We start from the raw sequence: 16894 nt of genomic DNA, 5'->3' as shown, positions 1-16894 counted from the left end.
TTTTTAAATTTTTTATTTAACATATTCTAAAAATCCGTCAGTATAATGTATTTCCCCATTTTCATCAATCAAATATCCTTCAATTTTTATTTCTTTTGAAAGTTTTTTTATTATTTCATGAAAATTTTTAGGAGTTTGATTATAAAGTCTAGTTGAAATCATATCTCCAAAAAAAGCATTTTCAGTAATGATTCCAATCTGTTTGTTTTTTGCAGGAAATCCTGTTTTGGGACTGATTATGTGACCATATTTTTCACCATCAATTTCCAAAAATGTATTTACCTGATTTGAAGTAGAATATGTTAAGTCTTTTATTTCTATCTCAAATAAATCATTATATTCGTCATTTCCTTCATACTTTTCTTTTGTAATTTTCAAAATTTTTCCATCATCATTTTTTAACAATTTTTTCTCAGGTTCAGGATTTTCTACAATAATTCCCCATCCGTTAATAGCCGCAATACTGCTTCCACCAGCATTAATTATGGCGTCGTCAATTTTAAGTTCTTTCATTTTTTGAATAGCTTTATCAATCGCATATGCTTTTATAAAAGAACCTGTTATAATTTCTTGATTTTTATCAATTTTTACTTTTAAATTTTTTTTATCGATAATAATTTTTTTATAATCCACCAATTTTTTTATTTTTTTAATTTCAAGATTTTCTGGAATTTTATCAGAATTTTCTTTATAAAATCCCCATAGTTTTATAAGTGGCATTATAGTTATGTCATATTCTCCATTCATAATTTCAGAAAAATGTACTACTTTTTCCAATAAATTCACAGTTTCTTCATTCACTTGCACAAATTTTCCGTTATTTTTATTAATTTTATCAATGTAAGAATTTTTTGAATACGAATTATAATTTTTATTCACATCTTCCAAAATTTCAAATAGTTCATCAAAAACTTTATTTTCAAAGCTATCAGGAATTTTTATCTTAATATTTGTGTGAAATAAAAATCTAGTTTGTACTTTATATTCTTTTTCCATTTTTGTCTATTCTTTCTCTTAAATAATTTAATAATTTTTTTATAAATTTTATTAATTTTTGTTAGAAGTTGCTCCTTCAGAACTTTTTACTTCACTTGGATTAGTTTTTTTCTCTTCGTTAGCTGTTTTTCCAGAATCTTTATTTTCTTTTTGAATTTCTAAATTATTTTTATTTTCTGGATTTTTATTTTGATTTTCATTTTTGGAAGAAGTCGCTCTTTCCTTTGTTTTTTGTTCAATCTTTTGATTATTTTGATTGATTTCTTTTTGTACTTTAGAAGAAGATGAAGCTCTTTCGGCTCTTTTATTTTCTTTTTTTATGAAATTTTTATTTTCATCTTTTCCTTTAGAAGAAGTTGCTCTTTCAGGTGATTTATTTTCAATAGTTGTGCTATTTCCTAAAAAATTTATATTTCCAGAAGGATTATTTGTGGTCACTTCTGCAATTTTAGATTGCTGTCTGGCGTAAATTCCCCACACAACAAGTGCTATTGCTCCTAAAAATAATATTATTTTTTTTATATTTTTCATTTTTATCTCCATTCTATTTTTTAAATCAAAATATTATATCTCATTTTTCTTTGTTTCAACTTTTTTAAGTTATTTTCTTTTGTTTGTTTATACAAAAATAAAAAAGAACCGTTTAAAAAATTTATTTTCTAAACAATTCTTTATAATTTGAAAAAATTAGTTAAAAGTATTATAAATTAGGCAATTTTTCTTTTAAAAATTCCAATAGTTAGTTTTCTGTAATATGGAACAAAAATTGGTCTTGCTTTTTTATCTTTATTTCCAAATATTTTCTTATGTACAAATTTCGCGATAAAATATGAAAGAATAACACTTGCAACAACATCACTGCTCCAATGATGCACCAAATAAATACGGCTCACTCCTACTAAAATTCCTAAGATGAATAACGGTATTTTTATTGCTTTACTTTTTATAATAAAAGATAAAATCCAAATTGTTCCCCAAATAGTAATTGTATGTCCTGATGGAAAAGATACATAACTTCCTTTCCAAAATGAACTATTTTTAATCAAAGTCATGATTCCATAAAATTTATCAGGATTTACAGTTATCGACGGTCTTGCTCTTGCGAACAATACTTTCATTACATTTACCGTAACTTGAGTGGAAAGCAAAGTAAAAATTATTGCTAAAATATATTTTTTAAAAAAATTGTATTTCTGTTTATTGATTAAAAGGAATGAGAGCAATACAATTGTAAGTAACAATTCAAAATATCCTTCTCCAAATTTAGTAATAAAACGAAAAAATCTTTCAATACTTTCTGAATGTTTAAAAATGCTAAAATCTGAATTGTATGATAAATGTTTAAAAAAGAATTTATCTACAGAAAAAATATAATTTGTTAGTTTCAATTGTATCACTTCTCCTTCTCTATTTAAATGAAAAAATTATTAGTTATTTGATTTATGTTTTTTTATTTTTCTAAAATTAAAATATAATATTTTTAAGATAATTAATATTAACATAAAAAATAAATTTTTAAATGAATTTAAACTGAATAAAAAATTTTTAATTTTTGGTGCACTTGGGTTATTAATATATTATTTAGTAATATTAAAGTGTTCGTTAAAAAAATTTATTGACTTTTTATATAACAGGTGTTATAATGCCATAAATAACATGTGTTATAATAATATAAAATTAAAAATAGTGGAGGTATTTTTATGAAACAAAATTTTTTAAGTAATAGTATAAAAATTAAAACAACAGAAAAAGAATTTTTAAAGAGTACTTTTTTAGTATTGAGTGGAGTTGTATTTTTATCAATAATGTCACAACTTATAATACCGCTTTATTTTACTCCCGTACCTATTTCGCTAGGATCGTTTGGAGTAATATTAATGGCGTTATTATATGGTAGAAAATTGGGAACAGCAACTGTGCTTTCATATGTTGCAGCAGGTAGTTTGGGAGCTCCAATTTTTGCTGGATTTAAAGCAGGTTCATTGTTTTCACCAACAGGAGGATACATTTTAGGATATATTGCAGCTACAGTAATTTTAGGATTTTTATCTGATAAAGGTATTGCAAAATCTTATGTGAAGACATTTCTTTCATTGTTACTTGCCAGTGCCGTTATTTTGGCATTAGGTGCATTAGTATTGATATTATTTGTGCCTATTAAGAATGTATTTATGGCTGGTGTACTTCCTTTTATTCCTGGAGATATGTTAAAAGCAATTGTAGCAACTCTTTTATTTCCAAGATTATGGAAATTTATAAAAAAAAATAAAAATTAAGTTATTTTATTTGTTGAACGAAAAATCTCCTTTATAAAAATTTTAGGAGATTTTTTATTTATATTATTGTGTCTTCAAATAATACAATTTTTTTAGTACAAAAAAGAAAGGAAAAAACGAAATGTCAAAAAATAATAATCAAATTGAACTAGTTAAATTTATATCAAATTTAAAAAATAAAATTATAAATGAAAAATATGAAATAAGTCGTAAAGAAGCAATCTTTTTATCAAAAATTCCTAATAATGATATGGAAACTTTAAATATACTTTTTGAAGCAGCGAATCAAATTAGAGAAAAATTTTGTGGAGAAAATTTTGATTTATGCACCATTATTAACGCAAAATCTGGGAAATGCTCTGAAAATTGCAAATACTGTGCACAATCAATTCATTTTAAAACAGCAGTAGATGTATACGGTCTTATTTCAAAAGAAACAGCACTTCGTGAAGCTGAAAGAAATGAAAACGAAGGTGCTCATAGATTTTCACTTGTGACAAGCGGCAGAGGATTTAATGGAAATGAAAAAGAATTAAATGACTTGGCTGAAATTTATGAATCTATACGAGAACACACTGATAAATTAAGTCTTTGCGCTTCTCATGGCATCTGTACAAAAGAAGCGTTACAAAAATTGGCTAATGCAGGTATTTCAATGTATCATCATAATTTAGAAACATCGAGAAGATTTTATCCTAATGTCTGTACATCTCACACCTATGATGATAGAGTTAATACTATAAAAAATGCAAAAGCAATTGGGTTAAATGTTTGCAGTGGAGGAATATTTGGTTTAGGAGAAACTATTGAAGATAGAATTGATATGGCATTTGATTTAAAAGAATTAAAAGTCAATTCTGTTCCGATAAATATTTTAACTCCAATCCCTGGAACTCCATTTGAGAATAATAAAGCAGTAGAGCCATTAGAAATTTTAAAGACTATATCTATTTATCGTTTTATTATGCCTAAAACTCATTTAAGATATGCTGGAGGAAGAATTAAATTAGGAAATTATGTAAAAACTGGTTTAAAATGTGGAATTAATTCTGCACTTACAGGAAATTTCTTAACAACTACAGGAACAACAATAGAAAAAGATAAGAATATGGTAACAGAATTAGGATATAAAATTTAAAAATTTTTTGCAATTTTTATTTTTATATATTTTTAAAAACCTTTTTTTCAAGGAAAACAGAGTGGCTATGACCACTCTGAAATTATTTATACAAATATATTTGGATTTATTATTTTTTTTTAATTAAAAAAAATAAAAAGAGATTTATAAAAAGCTCCATTTTTATTTTTAAATTACTATTTTAAACGAAAAAATTATTAGTTATTTGGTTTATATCTTTTTATTTTTCTAAAATTAAGATATAATATTTTTAAGATAAGTAATATTAACATAAAAAATAAATTTTAAAATGAATTTAAACTGAATAAATTTTGGAGAGGAAAAATAAAAGAAAAATGGGGAAGATATTAGTTGTTGAAGATGATAAAAAAATATCGAGAATTTTGAAATTACAGCTGGAGCGGAAAAATCATGAAATTACGGTAATTGAAAATGGAATTGATGCTTTGAATGAAATTGATAAAAAGAGGGATTTTTATGATTTGATGCTTTTGGATTTGGGACTGCCTTTGATGGAAGGAAATGATGTTTGCAAAAATGTTAGAAAAATATCAGAAGTTCCAATAATCGTTGTTTCTGCGAAAAATAACATTGAAGAAAAAGTTGATTTACTGAAATCTGGAGCGAGTGATTATGTTACGAAACCTTTTGATTTTCTTGAGCTTGATGCAAGAATTGACATAAATATTAGAAAAGAGAAAATTTCTGAAATTGTTTATAAAACTTTAAAGTTAAATACGGAAAATTATTCTGTTTATTTGGAAGAAACACCTGTTTTATTGACAAAAACAGAATTTGAACTGGTTAAACTTTTGACTGAGAATAAAGAGGAAATTGTTTCACGAGATAAAATCGTTGAAAAAATATGGGGCTGGGAAGCTAGTGATAATCTAATTGACAGTACGATTAAAAAAATTAGGCAAAAATTAGGAAAAGAAAAAATTAAGACTGTGAGAGGAATTGGGTATATTTTAAAAATATGAAAAAAATAAAATTAAAAAAAATAAAAGATAAAATAATTTTTGCAAATACAGTGAGTCTAGTTTTTATCTCGTTTATAATTATCTTGGGAATGACTATATTTTTAATTCATAAAGCTGTTGAAGCCGAAACTAAAGAAATGGATAAACTTGTCTTATCTGCCATCGAAAAATTAAATAATGTTCCGACTGATAAATTGAAAGAGACTTACAAAAATTACGATTATGCTGATAAACAATATATTTCTCTTGCGGTTGAAAAAAATGGGAATTTTATTTATTTGACAGATGATGAAAATCATTCGGATTTTAAGAAAATTAAAGAGAATAAACTTGAAACAAAATGGGACAGATTTGTCTACAAAAGAATTTACACTGTGAATAATACAAAATATTATGCAATAAGAAATTTTAAATTTATTGAAGCACATGAAATTTTGTATGTTATGCTTTTAATGTTTGTTTTAATTACAATTTCGATTATTGTAATTTCAAAAATTGTTGCTGAAAATGTGTTAAATCCTTTGACAAACATAATTTCCCAAAGTAAGGAAATGAATGAACACAATATTGATGCACAATTGACAAAAACAAGAGATGATGAAATTGGAGAATTAATTGATGTATTAAACGAAACTTTTAAGAAAAAAGAGGAAATTATAAAAAGTCAGAAGACATTTTCTTCTGATGTGTCACATGAATTAAAAACGCCACTTGCCATAATGAAAGGTTATTTGGATGTTTTAAAATGGGGGAAAGATGATGAAAAATTATTAGAAGAAGCCATTGAAAATATGGATATTGAAGTAAAAAATCTTGAAAGAATTATAAATACACTGTTTTTAAGTTCCAATCTTGAAAAAATTACTATTAAAAAAGAAGTTATTGATGTAAAACAACTTTTTGAAAAAATAAAAAAAGATTATGAACTTTTGAATATCAAAAGGGAAATTTTAGTAAAATCTGATGACAATGCGAACATCTTTGTCGATAAAAACTTGATTTCAGAAGTTTTGCGTGGATTGATTGACAATAGCATAAAATATTCTATTGGAAATATTGAATTAATTGCGAAAGAAAGTGAAGTAGTTGAAATTATTGTAAGAAATTATGGAGAAGGAATTCCTAAAGAAGAAAAGAAAAAAATATTTAGTAGAAATTTTCAAGGTAAAAATGCTAAAAAAGGAGCAGGACTTGGACTTTCTATTATACGAGATATTATTTTATTAAATGATGGAGAAATTTACTTGGAAAATAGAAAAGATGGAGTTGATGTGAGAATGGAATTTAAAAAAATTGAAATTGAATAATAGAGTGTGTAAAAATTTTTGTATAAACAGAATAGCAAAGTATTGAATTTACTGAATTCATCTATTAATTTACACAAAATTATGGACACTTTCAAATAAAAAACAGAGTGGCTATAACCACTCTGAAATTATTTATATAAAATAATTTATTATTTTTTCAACATTCTAGATAAAAACTCTTTCGTTCTATTATGTTTTGGATTTTCAAAAATAATTTCTGGCTTATCGTCTTCCAAAATTATTCCTTGATCCATGAAAACTACTCTGCTTGAAACATCGTGAGCAAAATCCATTTCATGCGTAACAACAATCATTGTAAGTCCACTTTGAGCTAAATCTTTCATTACTTTTAAAACTTCTCCAACCATTTCAGGATCTAGTGCTGATGTTGGTTCATCAAATAACAGTACTTCTGGCTCCATTGACAATGCTCTTGCAATTGCGACCCTTTGCTTTTGACCACCTGAAATTTGGCTTGGTTTTGCATTGATAAATCTTGACATTCCAACTTTTCCTAAAAATTCTTTTGCAACTTTTTCAGCTTCTTCTCTAGTTCTTTTCAAAACTTTCATTTGTCCAATGACACAGTTATCTAGAACACTCAAATTATTGAATAAATTAAATTGCTGAAAAACCATTCCAACTTTTGCTCTCAATTCAACTAAAGGAACATCTCCACTCAACACATCTTTCCCATGAATCAAAATTTGTCCACTAGTAGGCGTTTCTAGTAAATTTATACATCTTAAAAGCGTAGATTTTCCACTTCCAGAAGAACCAATGATACTCACAACTTCTCCTTCGTGCACATTAAAGTTTACATCTTTTAAAACTGTTCTATTCCCAAAATCTTTTCTTATATTTTTAATTTCTATTACTTTTTGTTTACTTGACATTATTTTTCTCCTTCTTCAACTTCTTCTAAAAATTCAAATGTTTGAGGCCCATCTATTTTTTTCTCAAGTTGTTTTAGAAGTAGTGACAATGTAAATGTTAAGAAGAAGTAAATCACACTCGTTATAATAAACACTTCGTAATATCTCGAATATGTTCCCGCAACAGATTTTGAAATAAAGAATAATTCTGTAACACTGATTACATTCAACACAGATGTATCTTTAATATTTACAATAAATTCATTTCCAATCATTGGTAAAATATTTCTAAACATTTGTGGGAAAATTATACTCTTCATTGTTTGGAAATTTGTCATTCCAATTGCTTTTGCAGCTTCAAATTGCCCTTTATCAATCGAATCAATTCCACCTCTTATAATTTCACTCATATAAGCTCCAGTATTTATCGAAACAATAAACAACGCAGCTACAATCGGTGATAAATTTAATCCAAATACTTGCGACAATCCATAATAAATTACCATTGATTGCACCATCATTGGCGTTCCTCTAAACACCGCAATATATATCGCAAAAAATTTATTTAAAATATAAAATCCAGCTTTTTTAAATTTAGAAGTTCTGTGATCAGTTTCAGCTTCCACTTGTCTTGACAACGCTACTACCATTCCAATCAAGAATCCAACTACAGTCCCTGTCAATGAAATAAATAATGTAACAATTGTCCCTTTAACAAATTGATGCCAGTTTTTTTGGATAAAGAATGCTACCCATCCAAAAAATGATCTTGAAGTATTTCCAGGTTGTGTTTTTATTGCCTTTTCCATTATTTTTTGTCTAACTTTTGGCGTTAAATCCTGATCAAGTATTTTGTTTACTTTTTCTTCTAATTCTGTATTCCCTAACTTCATCCCAATCGCAACATTTACTTCTGAAGTTTCATACTTAAATCCTGTATTTTTATCAAATGATATATATGTTAAATTTGGATTTGAATATTGAGCTGCCATCGCTCCTGGTCTTTCTGACACATATCCATCAATTTTATTAGAATTTAAAGCAACTATCATCGCTGGAAAACTTTCCATTGCAGTCTGTTTACTAACACCTTTCATTTGATCAATTACATCATAATGCAATGTATTTAACTGTCCTGTAATTCTAGCTCCTGAAAAATCATTGATTGATTTTGCTTTGGCATATTTTCCATTTTTCTTAACAACTACTACTAAATCTGATTCATAATATGGTTTGGTAAATAATAGACTTTGTTTTCTTTCAGGTGTTGCCGACATACCAGCTATTACCAAATCAACTTTCCCAGATGTCAATGCTGGACCTAATAAAGCATCCCATTCTGTTTTTACTATTACTAATTTTTTCCCTAATTTTTTAGCTATAACCTTAGCTATTTCAACATCGTAACCACCACAGTATCCACCATTAGTTGGAACTGCACCATTTTTATTCGTATCTTGAAACCAGTTGAATGGAGCGTATCCACACTCCATCCCTACTTTAATTTCATTACTTGCACTATATCCTGTTACGAATGTCAACATAAAAATTAAGAATACTACTAATCTACTTTTTATCTTGTTCATTCTCATTTTTATCTTTAACAATACTCCTTCTTAAATTAATTTTTTTAAAATATTAAAATGTTTTTTTGCAAATATATTTTTTTATAAATATTTCAATTTTCCTTTAAATTCTTCGATACTTTTGTATCCTTTTTCTTCCATAATTTCTTTTAATTCATTTGTAATTCTTGAAAATGCACTTGCTCCTTCTTTGTGTAAAGTTGTTCCAATTTGAACCATACTTGCACCACATAGAATATGCTCAAATGCATCTCTTCCTGATAAAATTCCTCCAGTTCCAATAATTTGAATACTTGGGTTTAATCTTTGGTAGAAAGCGTGAACATTTGCAAGAGCAGTTGGTTTTACATATTCTCCACCAATTCCTCCAAATCCATTTTTTGGTTTTATAACCACACTCTCATCTTCAATTACAATTCCATTTCCAATGCTGTTTACACAATTTACAAACGCCAATGGAAATTTGTTAAAAACTGCCGCTGCTTGGTCAAAATGTACTAAATCAAAATATGGTGGCAATTTTATTCCAAGTGGCTTTTTAAAATATGAAAAAATGTCTGTCAACAATTTTTCAGTTGTTTCCAAGTCGTAGGCTATTTGTGGTTTTCCAGGAACATTTGGACATGATAAATTAAGTTCTGTTATTCCGTCAAAATCACTTTCTTGAACTTTTTTTAACAATGTGTGAGTGTCATTTTGCGACATTCCCACAAGTGAAAAGAAAAATGTTCGTTCTGGATGGGTTTTCTTTAATTCCAATAAGAAATTTAAATAATAGTCAAATCCTAAATTTGGAAGTCCCATCGAGTTAATGCTTCCTAATTTTGTGACGTGGTATCTAGGTTCAGGATTTCCATCTCTTGGCTCTAGCGTTGCTGTTTTTGTGACAAAAGTTCCAGCTGAAGAATTTAATATTTGTGTCAGCTCGTCTTTGTCGTAGCATAAAACTCCTGCTGCATTCATAATGCAGTTATCAAATTCAAAATTTGCAATTTTTGTCTTTGTAGAAGTCATAAATTTAGTTTCCTTTCTTTTTTTTTATTTATTTAATTTTATTTATTTAATTTAAATTTTTTTATTTTTTTCTTTCTTTTGCTTTCTCTTTTTTTATTTTTTTATTATATTATTATTTATTATTGAATATGAAGTGCTAATTTATAATATTCGATGGCAGTTTTAAACTGGTTAGCTGCTTCGTAAAGTTTTGCAACTTCGATAATATTTTCGTTTTCGCATAAATATTTATTTTCTTTAAAGCATTCTTGTGCAATGTCAAATTTTCCAAGTGACACGCAGCTTTTACCGTAATTAAATCGCAACTTTTCCTTGTCGATTCCGTCCATATTGACTGTGGGACTGTCTTTTAAATGTGAAGTTGCATTAAAAAAGTTGTTGTAATTTGAAAATGCAAGTCCGTAATTTTTTTCTTGTGTAAAAATATCTCCCAACTTTATAAACGCATCTAAATTATTTTTATCGGCAAGTAGTGACAAATAATGCTTTCTTAGTGTCAAATTATCTTTGTAATAATCAACCAATTTCTTTTGAGCTTTTTTATAATCATATTCATCAGCCGCAATTTTCCAGTTATTTTCAGCTAAAGGTAACTCATTTTTTTCTTCATACAAATTTCCTAAATAATAATAAGCTTTTGCATTATCTTTTGCAGCACTGAAATATTGCTGTGCCAAGTCAATTTGTCCAGAATCTTTGTAAATTTTTGCAAGGAAAACTTGTGCTTGTTGATCTTGTTCTTGATCAGCCGCAATTTTTAAATTTTCTATTGCCATATCGTTTTTTTGATATTCGTAGTAAAGTTTTCCCAAATTATAATGAGCCTTTCTATTTCCATTACCAATCGCCAATTTGAAGTAATATTCTGCAAGTTCAAAATTAGCTTTTTTTCTATAAACTTCTCCCAGCTTATTTTGAAACTCAAAATCTCCGCCATCAGCAAGAGGTTTTAAATATTTTTCCGCAATGTTAGTTCTATCGTCTTTTAAAAATATTTCAAAAAGTAGCAAAAATGCTTCTCTATTCCCAGATTTTGTCGCTTTTTTCAAATATTTTTCCGCCAGTACAAAATCTCCTTTTTCAAAGCATCTTTTCCCTATGTTAAAAGCTTGACCTAAATCATTGTTGTCAAAATTATCCAAATTCATCCCTTCCATAATCATCACCTGTTTTAAGTTATATTAGATTAATTATATCAAAAAAAAGTGAGAATAGCAACTGATTAATGAATGAATGCAAGAAAACATTTGTAAACTTTTAACTTATATTTTTTTATGAATATTATAATTTTTATAAAGTTTTTTTTTTTTGACTTTATTAAAAATAGATGTTACAATTATTTTACTATATTAAAAATAACAGGAAAGAAGGGAATCAAATGTTAAAAGAGTTTGAACACTATTTTAAAAAAATGATTAAACGAAAAGAAAAATATACGAAGGCATTGCTAATTACATTTTTAATGACAGGAGCATTGGGATTTTCTGTTCCAATAACTCCAAATGCTAATGGCGAATATATTGTAAATTCTGGTACTGGAGATGGAGAAGTTTATATTTCTGGTGGTACTAGAAACATTTTTAAAGTTGATGATGGTAAAAAACTTACTTTTACAGGAGCTGGAGATGTTTTTTCAACAATGGCTACAACACCTCCTACACCAAGACCATTAATAACAATTTCAGGGTCAAATACTGAGTTCTTTGGAACGGGTATAACAAATAAAGCGGAGTTTTCAAGTGAAGATAATATTGTTTTATACTCTGTAAAGGGTATAGGAGGAAACTATATTAATGGTTCGAATCAGAAAGTAACATTTAAAAATATGAAAGCAGGTGATGCATCAATAAGTTCTGGAGAACCAGCAATAAAAGTGGAAGCAAAAAATGGAAATAATATAAAAGGAGCAGAGTTCAATCTGATAGGAACAACAAATAATGATGATGATGAATTTGGAATAGCACAAAATAGTAATTGGGTAGTAGAAGTTGAAGGAGATGCAATTAATAATAAATATTCAGAATTAACAGTTAATGTAAAAGGGAATACAAGTATAACAGGATTAATGCATAAAGAAGTTAAGTCTGTTATAAATGTAAATTTGGAAGATGGGGGTAAGTGGTCATTCAGCAAAAATTATAAAAATGGTTCAACAACAACAACAATTAATTCATTAAATATTGGAAATGATGGAATTTTGGATGTAACTTTTTATCCTTCAGAATCAGATGGTGAGACTGGTATATATACTATGAAATTAACTTCTGATGGAATTAACAATGATGGGACATTGACAAATGCAGGAGAAATAAATCTTTACAATGGTTCTTACAAAGATGTTTTCACAATTGAAGGAAATTATCATGGAAATAATGGAAACATAATAATGAATACTCTTTGGAATGCTCCAGGAGGAGAAAATGGAGAAAATTCTGAATCGGATTTAGTCTACATCACTGGAAATGCATCTGGAAGCACTAGAGTTTCTCCTTCTTCTTTTGAAGATGAAGCAGATTACAATATTATAGATGGAACTATTCAGCAACTTTCTACAAGATTAAATAGTGTTCCTGTTGTAAAAGTAGCTGGAAATTCATCGCCAACAACATTTACTGGAACTGCAAAAACTACTGGAGCAGCTGAAGCACAGCTTACTAGTAGACAAGTTAATGGAATTTGGGAATATTACTGGACTATAGCGCCACTTGGAAATGCAAATTTAGGGGTAATTCCTGGAACAGGAACAACAACTGGATCAAATGGAGGACAAAATACTTCTTCTAAACCAATATATATAATGGCACAGCCAGTTTCTTCGTATGTCTTAATGCCAAAAGTTAATTTAGAAATGGGATATGAAACTGTTGGAACTCTTCACGAAAGAAGAGGAGAAAATCAAATTTTAAATTTAGAAAATATGTCAAAAGATAAAGGTCAAATTTGGACTAGAATTTTTGGACATGGATTAAATGAAAAAGGAAAAGAAAGATTTGAATACGAAAGTGATATTTATGGAGTTCAAGTAGGACATGATTTTAAAATAAATGAAGATTCAAAAGGAAATACTCACTTACTAGGAGGATATATTTCATATAATAGAGCAAATACAGATTTTTTTGATAAATACAGAGCAGAAAATGGATATATTTCCGATGATAAATTTACAGGAAAAGGAAAATCTGAAAGTGTTTCTTTAGGACTTACAAAAACCAAATATACACAAAATGGATCATATTATGATTTAGTTGGTCAGATGTCATTTTTACAAAATAAATATAATTCAAGAGATGATTATGCTGCAAAACAGAAAGGCTATGGATTATTACTGTCAGCTGAAGTTGGAAGACCATTTAAATTTTCTAAAAGTGTAAATGGAACTAGTTGGTCAATTGAGCCACAAGCACAGTTGAGTTATCAACATTTGCATATAAAATCTTTTAATGATGGCTTAAGAAGTGTGAATCAAGATAACAGAAATGGATTGAGAACGAGAGCCGGAGTAAGAATTTCATACGACAAAAACTCAGAAGTTACAAATAGAACAAATACATATTATGCAGTAGCAAATGTGTGGCACGACTTGACAAAAAATAACAATAGAGCTACAAATATCGGACTTGACAAAGTGAGTGAAAAATATGGAAAAACTTGGGGAGAAATAGGAATAGGTGCTCAAGCTCCTGTTGGACAAAAAAGTAATCTGTATGTAGATACAAGATATGAACATTCATTTGGAAACGAAAATCGTTCAGGTTATAAAGGAACTATTGGATTTAAACATACTTTTTAACAATATTTAGCAAGAAGTCTCCTTCTTCTATAAGTGGGAGATGAATTGCAGAATATAGCTTGAAATAACAGCTCTTACATGGTATAATATTCATAGTCAGGGCAGGGACTGTCCATTGAGCTTGGTAAATATATCTGCAAAAGCAGATACTTCCCAAGAAGCTCCCTCTTCTACAAGTGAGAGTAGTTCACTTAACTATATTTTAATATAAATTTTAATCTATCTTTATTTTTAAAAAGATAGATTTTTTTTGAAATATATAGTAAAATTGAAGAAAATAAAAGCAGGTTTGATTTTGACCTGAAAAGGAGGAAGATATGGAACAGGAAAAAGTGATAAATAAAACATCAAAAGAGTTGCTTGAGCAGCTTTTTGACAGAATTAAGAAAAATAATTTGGATGTTGATACTGAAGAGATTTCTCAAGCATTTACTTTGGCGAATGAGTCGCATATTGGACAAAAGAGAAAAAGTGGAGAAAATTATATTTTACATCCTGTGGAAGTGGCAGAAATTCTTGTGGATTTGAAGATGGATACGGATACGATTGTCGCTGGAATACTTCATGATGTCGTGGAAGATACGCTTATTACCTTGCCTGACATTGAGTATATTTTTGGTGCAGATGTCAGAAAACTTGTTGACGGAGTGACGAAACTTAGAAATTTGCCGAGAACGGATAGCAAAAAGATTGAAAATATTCGGAAAATGGTCGTTGCAATGTCTGAAGATATTCGGGTTGTAATTATAAAACTAGCTGATAGACTTCATAATATGAGAACACTTAAATACATGACTCCAGCAAAGCAGCTTGAAAAATCTAAAGAAACGCTTGAAATTTTTGCGACAATTGCACATAGAATTGGGATGTCAAAGATTAAAACAGAGTTGGAAGATATAAGTTTTAGATATTTACATCCAGAAGAATATCAAGAAATTAAAGAGCTTGTAAATACAAAAAAACAGGAGAGAGAAAATTATACTAAAAAAGTTATTGAAAAAATAGAAAAAGAACTTGAAAAGCATAATTTAAAAGGAGAAGTTACGGGAAGACCCAAACATCTTTACAGCATTTACCGAAAAATGATTGAAAAAGAAAAGAGATTTGCTGACTTGAATGATTTGATTGCGGTCAGGATAATTGTCAATCGGGAAGACGAATGCTACAATGCGCTTGGAATAATCCATAATTTGTTTATTCCAGTTCCTGGAAGATTTAAAGATTATATCGCTGCACCTAAGATAAATGGGTATCAATCGATTCACACAACTGTTAATGGACCTGATAATCAAAAAGTGGAAATTCAGATTAGAACAAAACTGATGCACCAAATTGCTGAAGACGGGGTTGCGGCACACTGGAAATATAAAGATAAAAAATATAAAGATAAAAAATCTAAAAATGAAGAATATTATGCAGCTGTTAAAAAAATTATTGAAAAAAGTACAAATGAAGTGAATGAAAAAGAAAAGACGAAAAGTTTTGCAAAAGAAGTTACGGGAGATGTGCTAAACCAGACAATTTTTGTTTTTACTCCGAAAGGCGATGTTGTTGAACTTCCAAAAAATTCAACTGCACTTGATTTTGCGTTTCAAATTCACACGCAAATCGGTTATAGAACGATTGGAGCTAAAATTAATGACAGAATAGTTCAACTTAATCAAACTCTAGAGAATGGAGATAAAGTCGAAGTTTTGACTTCCAAAAATACAAAAGGTCCAGGAAAAGACTGGATAGCGATGGTAAATAATCACAGTTCAAAATCAAAAATTAGAAAGTGGTTTAAGGATAAAGAGTTTTTGGAAAAATCAAAAGAAGGGGAACAGCTTTTAGAAAAAGAATTTGAAAAATTGGGATTAAAATTTTCGGATATTGCGGAAGAAGAAAAAGTATTTTTGTATATGAAAAAATTTAATATTTCTTCAAAAGAATTGCTTTTTTATAAATTTGCAACTGGAGATTTGTCGCTTGACGGATTTTTGAAAAAATTTGAGAGAAAACAGGAGAAAAAGCTGGAAGAAGTTTTGGAGGCGGAACAGGAGAAAGGGAATAAGAGAAAGGAAAAGAGTCAAGGTGGAATAAAAATTTCTGGAACAGAAAATACGATGTACCGTTTTGCAAAATGCTGCAGTCCGCTTCCTGGAGATGAAATTTGCGGGTATGTTACTCGTGGAAGAGGAATTGCGATTCACAGAAAAGATTGTCCAAATTTTAAAAGGCTGATGGAAATTGAGCCAGATAGGGAAGTTGATGTTTATTGGGATGAAGAAGAAATTAGCAAAAATACGACAAGATATCAATTTAATTTTTCGATAAAAGCGTACGACAGAAATGGACTTCTTTTGGATATCATAAGAATTTTAAACGAATATAAAATGGAAATAGTGAATGTCAACACAAATGTTTTGAAAGAAAATGGAAATCAAATTTGTCTTATGCATTTAGGAATAATGATAAGAGGAAGAGAAGATTTTGATAGACTTGCAAATAACTTGAAATCAATAAAAGATGTGATTGATATAATAAAATAAAGGTTTTTGGGGGAATAAAAATGAAAATGCTTATAACAATAATTATATTTTTTTTTATTTTAAAACTAATTTTTAGAGTTGCAGAAAAATTAATATTTTTTGTGATAATATTTGCATTGGTATATTATATTTTGGAGCATTTATTTTAAAGTATTTTGATTTATAAATTCAGTTTTAAATTAAAAATGGATTTTTATTCAAAATTATGTTAAAATACAAGGGATATTTTTAGTTGAGAAAATATCAGAAAAATAGGGTAAAACAATGGTTTTATAAAAGTTAAACGAATTTATAAAAATATACAATTTTTTATAAGTTTAATTGTTATAGTAATTATATTTTATTGAAAGTTATTTTAAATTATTAAAAAAACTATTTAATAAAATAATATTATTAAA

Annotated in this window: 13 protein-coding genes; 6 read left to right on the top strand and 7 right to left on the bottom strand. The window is 28.0% G+C overall.

The window, feature by feature from the left end:
* Positions 1-12: 12 nt before the first annotated feature.
* The 3 genes from J5A73_RS08010 to J5A73_RS08000 form a co-directional block, all read right to left on the bottom strand.
* The gene (locus tag J5A73_RS08010; protein WP_211614679.1) at positions 13-996 is read right to left on the bottom strand and encodes an FAD:protein FMN transferase; all 984 of its coding nucleotides are present in this window, start codon (positions 994-996) and stop codon (positions 13-15) included.
* Between the two features lie 51 nt (positions 997-1047).
* Positions 1048-1527: a hypothetical protein gene (locus J5A73_RS08005; protein WP_211614678.1), complete on the bottom strand. Its 480-nt coding sequence runs from the start codon at positions 1525-1527 to the stop codon at positions 1048-1050.
* 176 nt (positions 1528-1703) lie between these two features.
* On the bottom strand, positions 1704-2393 hold the full coding sequence (locus J5A73_RS08000) for a phosphatase PAP2 family protein (protein WP_249069222.1): 690 nt from the start codon (positions 2391-2393) through the stop codon (positions 1704-1706).
* Between the two features lie 303 nt (positions 2394-2696).
* Here J5A73_RS08000 and J5A73_RS07995 point away from each other — a divergent pair, with 303 nt between their 5' ends.
* From J5A73_RS07995 to J5A73_RS07980, 4 genes are all read left to right on the top strand, one after another.
* Positions 2697-3272, top strand: coding sequence for a biotin transporter BioY (locus J5A73_RS07995; protein ID WP_211614677.1), 576 nt, complete (start codon positions 2697-2699; stop codon positions 3270-3272).
* 121 nt (positions 3273-3393) lie between these two features.
* The gene (bioB, locus tag J5A73_RS07990) at positions 3394-4410 is read left to right on the top strand and encodes a biotin synthase BioB (protein ID WP_211614676.1); all 1017 of its coding nucleotides are present in this window, start codon (positions 3394-3396) and stop codon (positions 4408-4410) included.
* A 335-nt stretch (positions 4411-4745) separates the two neighbouring features.
* A complete protein-coding gene (locus J5A73_RS07985) occupies positions 4746-5393 on the top strand; it encodes a response regulator transcription factor (protein WP_211614675.1) in 648 nt (215 codons plus the stop codon).
* On the top strand, positions 5390-6700 hold the full coding sequence (locus J5A73_RS07980) for a HAMP domain-containing sensor histidine kinase (protein WP_211614674.1): 1311 nt from the start codon (positions 5390-5392) through the stop codon (positions 6698-6700). Before J5A73_RS07985 ends, J5A73_RS07980 begins: the two co-directional genes overlap by 4 nt.
* 149 nt (positions 6701-6849) lie before the next feature.
* On the opposite strand, the gene J5A73_RS07975 is transcribed toward J5A73_RS07980, so the two are convergent.
* The 4 genes from J5A73_RS07975 to J5A73_RS07960 form a co-directional block, all read right to left on the bottom strand.
* Positions 6850-7596 carry an amino acid ABC transporter ATP-binding protein gene (locus J5A73_RS07975; protein ID WP_211614673.1) on the bottom strand — a complete coding sequence of 249 codons (747 nt, stop codon included), beginning with the start codon at positions 7594-7596 and terminating at the stop codon, positions 6850-6852.
* On the bottom strand, positions 7596-9182 hold the full coding sequence (locus tag J5A73_RS07970; protein ID WP_249069220.1) for an ABC transporter permease subunit: 1587 nt from the start codon (positions 9180-9182) through the stop codon (positions 7596-7598). The genes J5A73_RS07975 and J5A73_RS07970 overlap by 1 nt, the downstream gene beginning before the upstream one ends.
* Before the next feature lie 60 nt (positions 9183-9242).
* Entirely contained in the window at positions 9243-10175 is a 933-nt protein-coding gene (locus J5A73_RS07965; protein WP_211614671.1) for a dihydroorotate oxidase, read from the bottom strand.
* Positions 10176-10294: 119 nt separating this feature from the next.
* Positions 10295-11332, bottom strand: a complete 1038-nt coding sequence (locus J5A73_RS07960) for a lipopolysaccharide assembly protein LapB (RefSeq protein WP_211614669.1) — start codon at positions 11330-11332, stop codon at positions 10295-10297.
* A gap of 221 nt (positions 11333-11553) precedes the next feature.
* Here J5A73_RS07960 and J5A73_RS07955 point away from each other — a divergent pair, with 221 nt between their 5' ends.
* Both J5A73_RS07955 and J5A73_RS07950 read left to right on the top strand, forming a co-directional pair.
* Positions 11554-13965 carry an autotransporter outer membrane beta-barrel domain-containing protein gene (locus J5A73_RS07955; RefSeq protein ID WP_211614667.1) on the top strand — a complete coding sequence of 804 codons (2412 nt, stop codon included), beginning with the start codon at positions 11554-11556 and terminating at the stop codon, positions 13963-13965.
* A gap of 317 nt (positions 13966-14282) precedes the next feature.
* Positions 14283-16496, top strand: coding sequence for a bifunctional (p)ppGpp synthetase/guanosine-3',5'-bis(diphosphate) 3'-pyrophosphohydrolase (locus J5A73_RS07950; RefSeq protein WP_211614665.1), 2214 nt, complete (start codon positions 14283-14285; stop codon positions 16494-16496).
* Positions 16497-16894 lie beyond the last annotated feature (398 nt).

Source organism: Leptotrichia sp. oral taxon 218, assembly GCF_018128225.1.
GTDB lineage: Bacteria > Fusobacteriota > Fusobacteriia > Fusobacteriales > Leptotrichiaceae > Leptotrichia.
The sequence above is the reverse complement of the archived record's forward strand: the minus strand, read 5'-3'. Positions and strand labels throughout refer to the sequence as shown.